Origin of the sequence: Streptomyces tubercidicus (genome assembly GCF_027497495.1) — a bacterium.
GTDB classification, from domain to species: Bacteria; Actinomycetota; Actinomycetes; order Streptomycetales; family Streptomycetaceae; genus Streptomyces; species Streptomyces tubercidicus.
This window is the reverse complement of record NZ_CP114205.1, coordinates 7135158-7147866: the sequence shown is the minus strand read 5'-3', so window position 1 is coordinate 7147866 and position 12709 is coordinate 7135158. Positions and strand designations below refer to the sequence as shown.

At 71.8% G+C, this 12709-nt stretch carries 11 protein-coding genes; 3 read left to right on the top strand and 8 right to left on the bottom strand.

Annotated features, from left to right (window positions below):
• Positions 1-43 precede the first annotated feature (43 nt).
• The gene (locus STRTU_RS31275) at positions 44-844 is read right to left on the bottom strand and encodes a crotonase/enoyl-CoA hydratase family protein (RefSeq protein ID WP_159748389.1); all 801 of its coding nucleotides are present in this window, start codon (positions 842-844) and stop codon (positions 44-46) included.
• 163 nt (positions 845-1007) lie between these two features.
• On the opposite strand from STRTU_RS31275, the gene STRTU_RS31270 reads away from it, so the two are divergent.
• A complete protein-coding gene (locus STRTU_RS31270; protein ID WP_159748387.1) occupies positions 1008-2636 on the top strand; it encodes an acyl-CoA synthetase in 1629 nt (542 codons plus the stop codon).
• A 55-nt stretch (positions 2637-2691) separates the two neighbouring features.
• Here STRTU_RS31270 and STRTU_RS31265 read toward each other — a convergent pair whose 3' ends face one another.
• Together STRTU_RS31265 and STRTU_RS31260 are read right to left on the bottom strand one after the other, a co-directional pair.
• Entirely contained in the window at positions 2692-3342 is a 651-nt protein-coding gene (locus STRTU_RS31265; protein ID WP_159748385.1) for a chorismate mutase, read from the bottom strand.
• Between the two features lie 161 nt (positions 3343-3503).
• Complete coding sequence (locus STRTU_RS31260; RefSeq protein WP_159748383.1) at positions 3504-4202, bottom strand: alpha/beta fold hydrolase; 699 nt, start codon at positions 4200-4202, stop codon at positions 3504-3506.
• Positions 4203-4323: 121 nt separating this feature from the next.
• Between STRTU_RS31260 and paaK the strand changes: the two genes are divergently transcribed.
• Together paaK and STRTU_RS31250 are read left to right on the top strand one after the other, a co-directional pair.
• A complete protein-coding gene (gene paaK, locus STRTU_RS31255) occupies positions 4324-5634 on the top strand; it encodes a phenylacetate--CoA ligase PaaK (protein ID WP_159749768.1) in 1311 nt (436 codons plus the stop codon).
• A gap of 99 nt (positions 5635-5733) precedes the next feature.
• On the top strand, positions 5734-6210 hold the full coding sequence (locus STRTU_RS31250; protein WP_218039345.1) for an SRPBCC family protein: 477 nt from the start codon (positions 5734-5736) through the stop codon (positions 6208-6210).
• A gap of 48 nt (positions 6211-6258) precedes the next feature.
• On the opposite strand, the gene STRTU_RS31245 is transcribed toward STRTU_RS31250, so the two are convergent.
• From STRTU_RS31245 to STRTU_RS31225, 5 genes are all read right to left on the bottom strand, one after another.
• A complete protein-coding gene (locus STRTU_RS31245; RefSeq protein WP_159748379.1) occupies positions 6259-7128 on the bottom strand; it encodes an alpha/beta fold hydrolase in 870 nt (289 codons plus the stop codon).
• 152 nt (positions 7129-7280) lie between these two features.
• Entirely contained in the window at positions 7281-8081 is an 801-nt protein-coding gene (locus tag STRTU_RS31240) for a VOC family protein (RefSeq protein WP_159748377.1), read from the bottom strand.
• A gap of 119 nt (positions 8082-8200) precedes the next feature.
• Positions 8201-9781: an acyl-CoA synthetase gene (locus tag STRTU_RS31235; RefSeq protein ID WP_159748375.1), complete on the bottom strand. Its 1581-nt coding sequence runs from the start codon at positions 9779-9781 to the stop codon at positions 8201-8203.
• Positions 9782-9953: 172 nt separating this feature from the next.
• Complete coding sequence (locus STRTU_RS31230; RefSeq protein ID WP_159749766.1) at positions 9954-11513, bottom strand: acyl-CoA synthetase; 1560 nt, start codon at positions 11511-11513, stop codon at positions 9954-9956.
• A 17-nt stretch (positions 11514-11530) separates the two neighbouring features.
• Positions 11531-12658, bottom strand: coding sequence for an NAD(P)H-dependent flavin oxidoreductase (locus tag STRTU_RS31225; protein ID WP_159748373.1), 1128 nt, complete (start codon positions 12656-12658; stop codon positions 11531-11533).
• Positions 12659-12709: the final 51 nt, after the last annotated feature.

Here is a 12709-nt window from a genome sequence, read left to right as displayed (position 1 = left end):
ACGCCCCGCGAGCCCGGCATGATCGGGAAGACACCCCCTAGGGTCAGGCCCGCCGGTAGACGGGCGGGCGCTTCTCCGCGAAGGCCCGGGAGCCCTCTTTGGCGTCGGCGGTGTCGAAGACCGGCCAGCCGCGGGCGAGTTCGGCCGCCAGCCCGTCGGTCTCGGTCATCGCGGCGGTCTCGTAGACGGATGCCTTGACGGCTTCGACGGCCAGCGGGCCGCAGCCGTTGATCAGTTCGGCGATCTCCAGGGCCTTGTCCCGCGCGGTGCCCTCGGGCACGACATGGCCGATCAGACCGATGCGCTCGGCCTCGTGTGCGGTGTAGGGCCGGCCGGTGAGCAGCATCTCCAGGGCGTGGGTGCGGGGGATCTGGCGGGCGAGGCGGACGGTGGAGCCGCCGATCGGGAACAGTCCGCGCCGGACCTCGAAGAGCCCGAAGGTGGCACCGTCGCCGGCGACCCGGATGTCGGTGCCCTGGAGGATCTCCGTGCCGCCCGCGACGCAGTGCCCCTCGACGGCGGCGATCACCGGCTTGCGGGGGCGGTGGTGCCGCAGCATCGCCTTCCAGTGCAGGTCCGGGTCGGCGCGCAGCCGGTCGCGGTACTGCTCGCCGGCCATCCCGTCGCCCGCGAGGGCCTTGAGGTCCATTCCGGCGCAGAAGGTGCCGCCGGCGCCGGTGAGGACGATGGAGCGGATCTCGTCGTCCTCGTCGGCGGCGATCCAGCCGTCGTACAGGCCCACCAGCATCGGCAGCGAGAGCGCGTTCTTCGCCTCCGGCCGGTTGAGGGTGAGCACCAGTGTCGCGCCGACGCGCTCCACCGAGAGATGTTCCGTACCACCCATGTTCCGTCCTCCCGTCTCACGACGAGAACAGGTTGCAGTAGCCGCACAGCGACTTCAAGGCTTTTCTGACAGACAGTCAGATTTCTTGGCCGGGGCCCTTCCCTGCTCTTCGCGGCGGCGCTCTAATGACCGCCGACCCCACCCCGCCCGGTCTGGAGGAGACGTGGAGTACAACCTTGCCGACCTCTTCGAGTCGATCGTCGACACGGTCCCCGACCGCGAGGCGCTGGTGTACGTCGACCACCCCGGGACCGGCGCGGAGCGGCGGCTGACGTACGCGGAGCTGGACCGGGCGGCCAACCGCCTGGCCCACCACCTCGCCGATCACGGCATCGGCCCCGGCCGGCACGTCGGACTGCACCTCTACAACGGCATCGAATATCTCCAGGCCGTCTACGCCTGCCTGAAGATCCGCGCAGTCCCGGTCAACGTCAACTACCGCTATGTGGAAGAGGAGTTGGCCTACCTCTACCGGGACGCGGATCTGGCGGCGCTGGTGTTCGACGCGGAGTTCACCGCGCGGGTGGCCGCCACCCTCCCCCAGGCACCCGGCTTACGTCATCTCGTCCGGGTCGGCACCCCGCCCGACGGCGCTCCCGAGCCCCGGATCGCCCCCGTCGCGCTCGCGGACGCCGAGGCCGCCGGCTCCCCCGCACGCGGCTTCGGCCCGCGCTCCGCCGACGACCGGATCGTCATCTACACCGGCGGCACCACCGGCCTGCCCAAGGGCGTGATGTGGCGCCACGAGGACATCTTCTTCTCCGGGATGGGCGGCGGGGCACCGACCGGTGAACCGGTCAGGCGGCCACAGGAGCTGGCAGAACGGGTCGCGGCCGGCGGCGACGGCCTGGTCTTCTTCCCCGCTCCCCCGCTGATGCACGGCACCTCCACGCTCACCGCGTTCATCGCCTTCCACTTCGGCCAGAAGGTCGTCATTCACCGCAAGTACGTGCCCGAGGAGGTGCTGCGGACCGTCGAGCGGGAGCGGGTCACCAGCGTCTCCCTGGTCGGCGACGCGATGCTGCGCCCGCTCGTCGACGCGCTCGGCGGGCCGCTCAAGGGCACCGACTGCTCCTCGCTGTTCAGCGTCAGCAGCTCCGGCGCGATCCTCTCCGAGACGGTACGCGCCCAGTTCAGCGCGCTGGTCCCGCATGTGATGCTGCTGAACAACTTCGGCTCCTCCGAATCCGGGTTCAACGGCACCGCCACCGAGGACGCGGGACCGGACAAGGGCTTCCGGCTGCGCGTCAACTCCCGTACGGCCGTGGTGGATCCGGCGACGTACGAGCCGGTGCCGGTCGGCGAGGTGGGCCGGATCGCGCTGCGCGGGCATGTCCCGCTGGGCTACTACAACGACCCCGTGAAGACCGCCGAGACCTTCTTCGAGGCGGACGGCGACCGGTGGGTGCTGCTGGGCGATATGGCCACCGTCGACGAGGGGGGCATCGTCACCGTCCTCGGCCGGGGCTCGCAGTGCATCAACTCCGGTGGCGAGAAGATCTATCCGGAGGAGGTCGAACAGGCACTGAAGGCACATCCGGATGTCTATGACGCGCTGGTGGCGGGCGTGCCGGACGAGCGCTGGGGCCAGCGTGTCGCCGCCGTGATCCAGCTCCGTGCCGGGGCGGCGGAGCCGGACCTGGCGGACCTCCAGCTGCACTGCCGGACGCGGCTGGCGGGCTACAAGATTCCGCGCGCCGTGGTCTTCGCCGACCACATCCGGCGTTCGCCCAGCGGCAAGGCGGACTACCGCTGGGCGAAGGCCGTGGCGGCGGGCGAGCGGACAGCCTGAGCGGACGGTCTGACCGGGGGCCGCGCCCGGCGGGCCGCCGCCCCCGCCCCGGGCCTCAGTTTCCGCCGCAGACCGACCGCAGCGAACGGGCCAGCGCGCTCGTGTGCAGCCCGTCCAGATGCCGCTCGTGACGTACCCGGTCGGCGGCCACGGTCAGCAGCGGTGCGCAGTACGGCGCCGAGCGGGCGGACGGGGAGTCGGCGAGGGCCCGGACCAGCTCGCCGTTGACGCGGTTGATCTCCTTGCGCACCTGACCGAGGTCGGGCCGCTCGGTGGGCGCCTGCGCCGGGTTCGCGTCCCACCGGCGGTGCAGCCCGCGCTGCACGACCTTGTTGGCCTCGATCTGGTCCCGGAAGATCCGCACCGTGGCAGCGGGGTCGGCACCGAGCTGCCGGGCCTGTTCCGCCACCGAGTTCAGCACCTCCCGCTCGCGCGCCGGATCGTCGATCGGGCTGCCGGTGCCCCATTTCGCCGCGGCCACCAGATCAGCGGTGGCCAGCCGCTCCGCGGACAGCGCGGCGAGTGGCCGGAGTTGGCCGTACGGGGAGTGCGCGGTGGCGGCGGCCGGTGCGGTGGCGGCGGCCGGTGCGGTGGTGGCGGGCGACGGCGCGGGCGGCGCCGCGACGGCCCCGGTGACGCCGGTGAGCAGGACGGTCGCGGCGGCGCCGACGATCAGGGCGCTCCGTATCGAGGTGGTCAGCTGCACGGTCGGCCTTTCTCGAACCTCGGGGTCCCCGAGGGGAGGACGGGGAGGCCGTACGGCGGCGAGCCCGGCCCTGTCGTCAAACTACCGCCGTCCGGCCGGAGGGCGGGCGGAAGTGTGACGACAGGGTGCGAACCGGACAGCCGTGGGCCCGTGCCCCAGGGTTACGGGCGCGGCGCGAGGAACGAGTTGACCGCGGCGAGGAACTCCCCGGGGCGCTCCTCGTGGACGAGGTGACCGGCCCCCTCCACCGTCACCAGCCGGGCGTCGGGGATCCGCTCGGCCAGGCCGGCGAGGTGGTGCTGCGGGATATGGCTGGACTCGCCGCCGCCGATGATCAGGGTCGGTGCGGTGACCTTCGCCGGCGCGTCCCACCACGCGGGGTCGGGTGCGTTGCGCTCCGCCACCACCGCGGCCTCGGCCTGCCAGTCGAACGACTGCGGGCCGGCCGGCTGCTCCGGCACCTCCTGCGGCGGGTCGGCGGGCAGCGGCGGCGGCACCTCTTCCAGGATCAGCCGGTCCACCCGGTCCGGGCGCTCCGCGGCCACCAGCAGGGCGGCCAGCGCGCCCAGCGAGTGCCCGATGAGGGTCACCCGCTCCAGACCGAGCGCCTGGAGGAAGCCGAGCACATCGTCCCGCCACTGCGCGAAGCCGTACTCGCCCGGCCAGTCGCTGTGGCCATGGCCGCGCTGGTCGAGGGCGAAAACCCGGTGGGTCCCGGCGAGCCGGCCGACCACGCCACGCCAGTCCTCGCCGTCCTCACCGAGGCAGTGCAGCAGCACGGCCGGGGGCGCGTCCTCCTCCCCCCACACCCGGTATGCCAGCTGGACCTCACCGACCTGCACTTTCTGTACGTCACTCATGCGCCGGACGCTACCCGTGAGCCGGCCGCGGCACGCCCCTTGACGTGTTCGCCGCGCGCTGATTACTTGGTTCAGCATGCGGCTACCGAATGATCGGTAGGGACACGAGGCGGTGAACTCCATGCCGGAAGCGGCTACGGGCAGTGCGACGTTCGACGAGGGGGAACGACTCTCCGGGGACGCGTTGCGCGCACTGCAACTGACCCGGCTGCGGGCCTCGTTGCAGCATGCCTATGACCACGTCCCGTTCTACCGGGAGTCCTTCGACCGGGCCGGGGTGCATCCGCGGGACTGCCGCTCGCTCGGCGACCTCGCCCGGTTCCCGTTCACCGTCAAGGATGATCTGCGCGCCCAGTACCCCTTCGGGATGTTCGCCGTCCCCAAGGAGAAGGTGCGCCGTATCCATGCCTCCAGCGGCACCACGGGCCGCCCGACGGTCGTGGGCTACACCGAGCGCGATCTGTCGCACTGGGCGGATGTGGTCGCCCGCTCCCTCCACGCGGCCGGCGGGCGGCCCGGCCATACCGTCCATATCGCTTACGGCTACGGGCTGTTCACCGGCGGACTGGGCGCGCACTACGGCGCGGAGCGGCTCGGCTGCACGGTCGTACCGGCGTCCGGCGGGATGACCGCCCGCCAGGTGCAGATCATCCAGGACCTCCGCCCCGAGATCATCATGGTCACGCCGTCCTACATGCTCACCCTGCTGGACGAGTTCGAGCGGCAGGGCATCGATCCCCGTACCACCTCGCTCCAGGTGGGCGTCTTCGGCGCCGAGCCCTGGACCCAGGCGATGCGCCACGAGATCGAGGAACGGTTCGCGATCGACGCCGTGGACATATACGGCCTGTCGGAGGTCATGGGGCCGGGCGTCGCCCAGGAGTGTGTGGAGACCAAGGACGGGCTGCACATCTGGGAGGACCACTTCTACCCGGAGGTGGTCGACCCGATCACCGGCGAGCTGCTGCCGGACGGTGCGCACGGCGAGCTGGTCTTCACCTCGCTCACCAAGGAAGCGATGCCGGTCATCCGCTACCGCACCCGGGATCTGACCCGGCTGCTGCCCGGCACCGCCCGCCCCGCCTTCCGCCGGATGGAGAAGATCACCGGACGCAGCGACGACATGATCATCCTGCGCGGGGTCAACCTCTTCCCCGCACAGATCGAGGAGATCGTGCTGCGCACCCCCGGCATCGCCCCGCACTTCCAGCTCAAGCTGACCCGCGAGGGCCGGATGGACCACCTGACCGTACGCGCCGAGGCCCGGCCGGAGGCGACCCCTGACCAGCGCGCGGCGGCCGTCGACCTGGTCGCGCGCGGCGTCAAGGACGGCATCGGGGTCTCGGTCGCGGTCGAGATCGTCGACCCGGAGACCCTGGAGCGCTCGGTGGGCAAGATCAAGCGCATCGTGGATGCCCGGCCCGACCGATGAGTTCCGCTTCGCCGCGTCGTCTGTAGGGAGGGAACATCCACACGTCCCTCTTCCGCGCCTGCGGGAGGTCGAGCTGAGACGACAAGGAGCGTGCACACCGTGGACCAGGAGAACGTGAGCGCCACCCTTACGGTCGCCGTGCCCGCCGCCAGGGTATTCGCGGTGCTGGCGGACCCGACGGCGCATTCCGCGATCGATGGCACCGGCTGGGTGCGGGAAGCTGTCGACCGGGCGCCGCTGACCGAGGTGGGGCAGGTCTTCCGGATGGACATGTACCACTCCAACCATCCGAACGGTGATTACCAGGTGGCCAATCAGGTCCAGGTGTGCGACCCGCCGCGCGCCCTGGGCTGGCTGACGGGGCAGGAGAAGGACGACGGCCGGCTGGAGTTCGGGGGCTGGCTCTGGCGTTATGACCTTGCGCCGCTCGGCCCGTCCGAGACCGCGGTCACGCTCACCTACGACTGGTCGGCGGTGCCGCAGGCCATCCGGGAGTACATCCACTTCCCGCCGTTCGGGCCTGAGCATCTCAGTAACTCGCTGCGGCACCTGGCCGGGCTTGTGTCCGGTGGGTGAGCACGTGGCCGCGCCCGGCGGGGCGGGGTGCGGCGGGGCGAGGGCTGCTCAGCCCGTCGAGTCCCGTCGGTCGGCGAATTGGTCGGCGAGTCGGTCGGCGAAATCGGCGAAGGCCGTCCGGACGGCCTCAGGGTTTTCGATCCACGGGAAGTGGCCGGCGTCGGCGATCCTGCGGTGCAGGAGGTGCGGGCCCTGGAAGCCGGGCTCGTCCTGCCAGAGCCGCTGGTCGACGATGTGGTCCCGGTCGCCGCTGACGATCAGGGTCGGCAGGTCCCGTGGTGTCCAGCGAGCGCGGTAGTCGTCGTCGAAATGGGCATCGGCCCAGGCCACCGCGTCATGGCAGTAGGGAAGGCCGGTAAGGAGCGCCCGGCCCTCGGCGGACGCGGACGGGCTGAAGTTCCAGGGCGCGGCGGCCAGGGTCAGCGCGCGCAGGGTCCGGTCGTCCGGCTGCCGGGCATAGCGCTCGGCTGCGGCGTCGACACCGGGGAGCGGGTGGTCCTGGGCGTAGCGGGCGAAGGCGGGCCGCCAGCCGGCGTGCGGTGCGCTGCTGATCAGCGCCAGGCCCCTGAGATGTGCCGCGAGTTCCGGGACGGACAGCAGGAACATGCCCCCGGTGGAGTGGCCGACCATGACTACCTCGTCCAGCGCCTGCGCGGCCTCCGCCAGAGCGCCCGGCCAGTGGGAGTAGGGATCGGCCGGAATCGCGGGAAGGCCGCGGTTGGAGCCGTCGCCGGGCAGATCGACCAGCCAGGCGGCTCCGGGGACCTGGGCCGCCGCCACCAGGCCGTGCAGGGACTCGGAGCCCATCCCCGGTCCGCCGGGCACGAAGAGCCAGTTCCCGCGCCCGTCACCGGAGGAGACCCGGCGCAGCCTGACTCCTGAAGCCGTCCACCACTCCTGATGCTGCTCTGCTCCCATGTGGCGCCCGCTCTCCCTCCGTCATGCGGCATACGTTCCGCCGCCCCGGGGACCATAGGCGCCGGAGGCCGTCGCGGGCCCGGCATTTTCGGAGGCATGGTGTGGGCAGCGGGCCCGGCCCGGCGGCAACGGACGGACGACGGCGGGACGGCTCAGCTCAGGGTCGGGTCTCCCTTGATCAGGGCGAACGGGGCGCCGGCCGGGTCCTTGACCATGGCCAGCCGGCCGACGCCGGGGGCATCGGTGGGCGGGATCAGTACCGTCGCGCCATGGCCGGTGGCCGCGGCGAAGGTGGCGTCGCAGTCGGTCACCCCGAAATACGGGTGCCACTCCGAGGTCGAACCGGCCTTCAGGTTCTCCTCCTGGAGCTGCATGATGCCGCCGTGCCCCGTGTCGTCGCCCTCGCCGCCGCCCGGTGCGGACACGACGGAGTAGATGACGTCGCCGCCCATGGGCATGTCCTGATGGCTCCAGGAGAAGACCGAGCGGTAGAAGTCCTTCGCCGCTGCCGCGTCGGTGGTGTACAGCTCCGTCCAGCAGAGCGCGTTCGGCTCCATCACCCGCTCCAGGCCCGGCACATCGACCGGCTGCCATACGGCGAACTCGCCGCCCGTCGGGTCGGTGAAGGCGGCCAGCCGGCCGGCGGTGAAGACATCCATCGGCGGGACGCGCACCGAGCCGCCGGCCTGCTCCACCGCCTTGCCCGTGGCGTCCGCGTCGGGGGTGTGGAAATACACCGTCCAGGCGGAGCGGGCGCCCTCGTCCATCAGCGGGCCGATGGCACCGACCGTCTCGCCGCCGAGCTGGAAGAAGCCGTATCCGCCGGCATCCGGGCCGGCCGACTGGAAGGTCCAGCCGAACACGGCGGAGTAGAAGGAGACGGCGGCGTCGATGTCGGGGGCGCCGAGGTCGAGCCAGTTCGGGGTGCCCGGGACATAGTTGGTGGTCAGCATGGAGGGACCTCCGTTGCACGGATCGTGGCGGGCACGGCGTTGTGCGCACCGTTTCTCAGCATGGCAGGGGGCACTGACAGTCGCCCTGCACGCACGCCGTGCCCGGTCGGCGGCCCGGCTCAGGGCGCGCCGAACCGGGCCCGCAGCTCCCGCTTGAGGACCTTGCCACTGGCGTTGCGCGGCAGCGCGTCCACGAACATCACCCGCTTGGGCGCCTTGAACGGGGCCAGGCGGGCGCGCGCCGCGTCGATCAGCTCCTGCTCCCCCACCTCGGCGCCGCCGCTCACGCCGTCCACGCGCCGTACGACCACCGCGGTCACCGCCTCGATCCAGCGCTCGTCCGGCAGCCCGATCACCGCGACCTCGGCCACCTGCGGATGCTCGTAGAGCACGTCCTCCACCTGGCGCGAGGCGACCAGTACGCCACCGGAGTTGATGACGTCCTTGACCCGGTCGACCACCGTGAAATAGCCCTCCGTGTCACGGACGGCGAGGTCCCCGGAGTGGAACCAGCCGTCCCGGAACGCCTCGGCGGTCTCCTCCGGCTTCTCCCAGTAGCCGGTGCACAGCTGGGGTGACCGGTAGACGACCTCGCCCCGGGTTCCGTCGGGGACCTCCCGGCCCTCCTCGTCCACTACCCGCGCCTCGACGAACAGCACCGGGCGCCCGCAGGAGTCCATCCGGCCCTCGTGCTCTCCGGGGCCGAGCACGGTGGCCAGCGGCCCGATCTCGCTCTGCCCGAAGCAGTTGTAGAAGGCGAGTCCGGGCAGCCGGGCACGGAGCCGCTCCAGGACGGGCACCGGCATGATCGAGGCTCCGTAGTAGGCCTTGCGCAGCCCGCTCAGCTCCCGTACGGGGAAGTCGGGGTGGTTCGCCAGCGCGATCCATACGGTCGGCGGCGCGAACAGGCTGTCGGCCAGGCCCGCTTCCACCAGATCGAAGATCCGCCCCGGGTCGGGCCCGTCCAGGATGGTGTTCTCCGCGCCCACCGCCAGATACGGCAGCAGGAACACATGCATCTGCGCCGAGTGGTAGAGCGGCAGCGAGTGCACCGGCCGGTCCGTCTCCTTCAGGTCGAGGGCGATGACGGCGCTGGTGTACTCGTGCACCAGGGCGCGGTGCGTCATCATCGCGCCCTTGGGCAGCGCGGTGGTTCCCGAGGTGTAGAGGAGCTGGACGAGGGCCTCGTCGGGGACCTCGGCCAACGGGGCCGAGGCGTCCGGCTCCACGGCGTCCCGCTGCACCGCATCCGGCCCGGCGGCATCCGGCTCGCCGCCGCCCGCCGCGAGCCGTTCCAGCAGCCCTCCCGGCGCCCCGTGCAAGGGCATGCCGCGTACGGAATCCGGCAGCCGGTGCGCCAGCGCGGCGTCGGTGAGCACCAGCACGCTGCCGGACTGGTCCAGGAGGTAGCGCAGATCCTCGCCGGTCAGGCTGTGGTTGACCGGTACGTGCACCAGTCCGGCGCGAGCGCAGGCCAGGAACCCGATCAGATACGCATCGGAGTTGTGGCCGTAGGAGGCGACCCGGTCGCCGGGCTCCAGGCCGTCGGCCAGCAGCAGCCGGGCCGCGGCGGTCACCGCGTCGTCCAGTTCGCGATAGGTCCAGGACCGGTCCGCGTAGCGCACCGCGGTCCGTCCGGGCACCCGCCGGGCGCTGCGTCGCAGGACTCCGTCGACCGTATTGCTCCGCGCTTGCGTCATGGCGCGATCCTGGGCCGCGCCCCACCGCGGGTCAAGGCACCGGGGCGGAGAGTCCGGCGAGGGCGGCCGGTCCCGGAAGCCGGACCGGCCGCCGTCCGCCATACGGGCACGCGGCGTGCGCCTGTTACAGAGCGCGCTCCAAGCCCTGTAACAGGGCACGGTCCCCGCCCTCCTACAGAGCGCGCTCCCTGCCCTCCCAATACGGTTCCCGCAGCCGGCGCTTGTAGAGCTTGCCGTTGGGGTCGCGCGGCATGTCGGCGATGAAGTCGAGCGACTTGGGCCGCTTGTAGCCGGCCAGCTGACGTGCGCAGTGGTCCAGGATCTCCGCGGCCAGTGCGGACGACGGCGGATGGCCCTCGGCGGGTTCGACGACGGCCTTGACCTCCTCGCCCCAGTCGTCGTGCGGGATGCCGAAGGCCGCCGCGTCGGCGACCGCAGGGTGGCTGAGCAGGGCGGATTCGATCTCGGCGGGGTAGATGTTCACCCCACCGGAGATGATCATGTCGATCTTGCGGTCGCGGAGGAAGAGATAGCCGTCCTCGTCGAGGTAGCCGAGGTCGCCGACGGTGAAGAAGTCGCCGATCCGGTTCTGCCGGGTCTTGCCCTCGTCCTTGTGGTAGCGGAAGCCGCCGGTGTTCATCTTCAGGTAGACGGTGCCGAGTTCGCCCGCGGGCAGCCGGTTGCCGTCGTCGTCGAAGACGGCCAGTTCGCTGATCGGCCAGGCCCTGCCGACCGTTCCGGGCTTCTTGAGCCAGTCCTCGGCGGTCGCGAAGGCGCCGCCGCCCTCGCTCGCCGCGTAGTACTCCTCGACGCAGTCGCCCCACCAGCCGATCATCGCGCGTTTGACGTGGTCGGGGCAGGGCGCGGCGCCATGGATGGCATGCCGCATCGCGCTCACGTCGTAGGCGGCGCGGGTCTCCGGCGGCAGGGCGAGCAGCCGGTGGAACTGGGTGGGCACCATATGGGTGTGGGTGCAGCGCTGCTCGTCCATCAGGGCGAGCATGCGCTGCGGGGTCCACTTGTCCATCAGGACGAGGCGGTGGCCGATGTGCAGTGAGGCACCGGCGAATTGCAGGACGGCCGTGTGGTAGAGCGGCGAGCAGACCAGATGGACGTTGTCGTCGAACGGTTTGATGCCGAAGATGGCCAGGAATCCGCCGAGGTAGGAGTCCTCGGGCGGGGTGCCGGGCAGCGGGCGGCGGATGCCGCGCGGGCGTCCGGTGGTGCCCGAGGTGTAGTTCATGACCCAGCCCAGGGTGCGGTCGGCGGGCGCGGACTCCGGCTGCCCGTCGAGGAGTTGCCCGTACGGCCGGAAGCCGTCGATCCGGCCGGCGGCGTAGCGGTGGGACGCGGGCAGCCGCGCCTCGTCCGCGGCCTGCCGGGCCGCCTCCGCGAACCGTTCGTGCGCGATCAGCACCTTCGCCCCGGAGTCGGCCACGATCCACGCGATCTCCGGGCCGACCAGGTGGTGGTTGACGGGGACGAGGTAGAAACCGGCCTGGGACGCGGCGAGGTAGGCGGTGAGGAACTCGACGCCGTTGGGGAGGACCACGGCGAAGGCGTCGCCGCGCGTCAGACCCGCCGCGCGCAGCCCGTGCACCAGCCGGTTGCTAGCGGCGTGCAGCCGGCCCGCGGTCCACTCCTCGCCGTCCGGGGTGATCAGGACCGTACGGCCGGGGTCGGCGGCGGCCTGCGCCCAGAAGCCGTTGGGCGGTGGGGAGTCCTTGCTCATACCGCTGTCCTCCTCGCTCATTCCGCTGTCCCTCCTCGGGTTCCTGCGCGTCCGGCGATGCGGTTGATCCGGTCGATGGCCCGCTCGAAGCCGCGGGTCAGCTCGTCGAAGACGGCCTGGACGCTGCGCTCGCTGTTCATCCGGCCGACGATCTGGCCGACCGGCGTACCCAGCAGCGGCTCGATCTCATGCCGCTGGATACGGGAGTTGGCCTCGGCGACCAGCAGGCCCTGCAACGGCATCGGGAGGGTGCCGGGGCCGCTCGGGTCGTCCCAGGCGTCGGTCCACTCGGTGCGCAGCTGGCGGGCGGGTTTGCCGGTCAGGGCGCGGGAGCGGACGGTGTCCTCCGGGCCCGCGGCGAGCAGTTTCGCGGTCAGCCGCCGGGAGTGCAGCTGGGCCTCCTCGGTGGTCAGCCACAGCGAGCCCAGCCAGACGCCCTGCGCGCCGAGGGCGAGCCCGGCGGCGATCTGCTCGCCGGTGCCGATACCGCCCGCGGCGAGCACCGGCAGCGGGTCGACGGCGGCCACGACCTCCGGGGTGAGCACCATGGTGGCGATCTCGCCGGTGTGCCCGCCCGCCTCGTACCCCTGGGCGACGACGATGTCGATACCGGCGTCCTTGTGGTGCCGGGCGTGCCGTGGGCTGCCGGCCAGCGCGGCGACGAGGACGCCGTGGTCGTGGGCGCGCCGGATGACATCGGCGGGCGGCGATCCGAGGGCGTTGGCGAGCAGCTTGATCGGATAGTCGAAGGCCACATCGAGCTGGGTGCGGGCGACCTCCTCCATCCATCCGGTGATCCGCCAGCCGGACGCCTCGCCCGCCGCGAGCGCGGGTACCCGGTGCTTCTCCAGTAGTTCGGCGACGAAGCGGCGGTGCCCCTCGGGGATCATCGCTTCGACCTCGGCCTCGCTGACGCCTGCCACCTTCTTGGCGGGCATCACCACATCGAGCCCGTACGGCAGCCCGTCGGTGTGCTCCTGCATCCAGTCGAGGTCACGCGCCAGTTCGTCCGGTGCGGTGTAGCGGACCGCCCCGAGCACCCCGAACCCGCCGGCCCGGGTGATCGCCGCGGCGACCGCGGGGAACGGTGTGAACCCGAAGACGGCGTGCTCGGCTCCCAGCGTGTTGCTCAGCTCCGTCTGCATGGGCGCAGGATGCCGCAGCGGGCCGTACGAGGGAAGAGATTTTCTGATGCA

Excerpts from the sequence above, each read along its gene's own strand:
- STRTU_RS31275 (WP_159748389.1), bottom strand. The coding sequence starts at position 844 with ATGGGTGGTACGGAACATCTCTCGGTGGAGCGCGTCGGCGCGACACTG.
- STRTU_RS31260 (WP_159748383.1), bottom strand. The coding sequence starts at position 4,202 with ATGAGTGACGTACAGAAAGTGCAGGTCGGTGAGGTCCAGCTGGCATAC.
- paaK (WP_159749768.1), top strand. The coding sequence starts at position 4,324 with ATGCCGGAAGCGGCTACGGGCAGTGCGACGTTCGACGAGGGGGAACGA.
- STRTU_RS31245 (WP_159748379.1), bottom strand. The coding sequence starts at position 7,128 with ATGGGAGCAGAGCAGCATCAGGAGTGGTGGACGGCTTCAGGAGTCAGG.
- STRTU_RS31240 (WP_159748377.1), bottom strand. The coding sequence starts at position 8,081 with ATGCTGACCACCAACTATGTCCCGGGCACCCCGAACTGGCTCGACCTC.
- STRTU_RS31235 (WP_159748375.1), bottom strand. The coding sequence starts at position 9,781 with ATGACGCAAGCGCGGAGCAATACGGTCGACGGAGTCCTGCGACGCAGC.
- STRTU_RS31230 (WP_159749766.1), bottom strand. The coding sequence starts at position 11,513 with ATGAGCAAGGACTCCCCACCGCCCAACGGCTTCTGGGCGCAGGCCGCC.
- STRTU_RS31225 (WP_159748373.1), bottom strand. The coding sequence starts at position 12,658 with ATGCAGACGGAGCTGAGCAACACGCTGGGAGCCGAGCACGCCGTCTTC.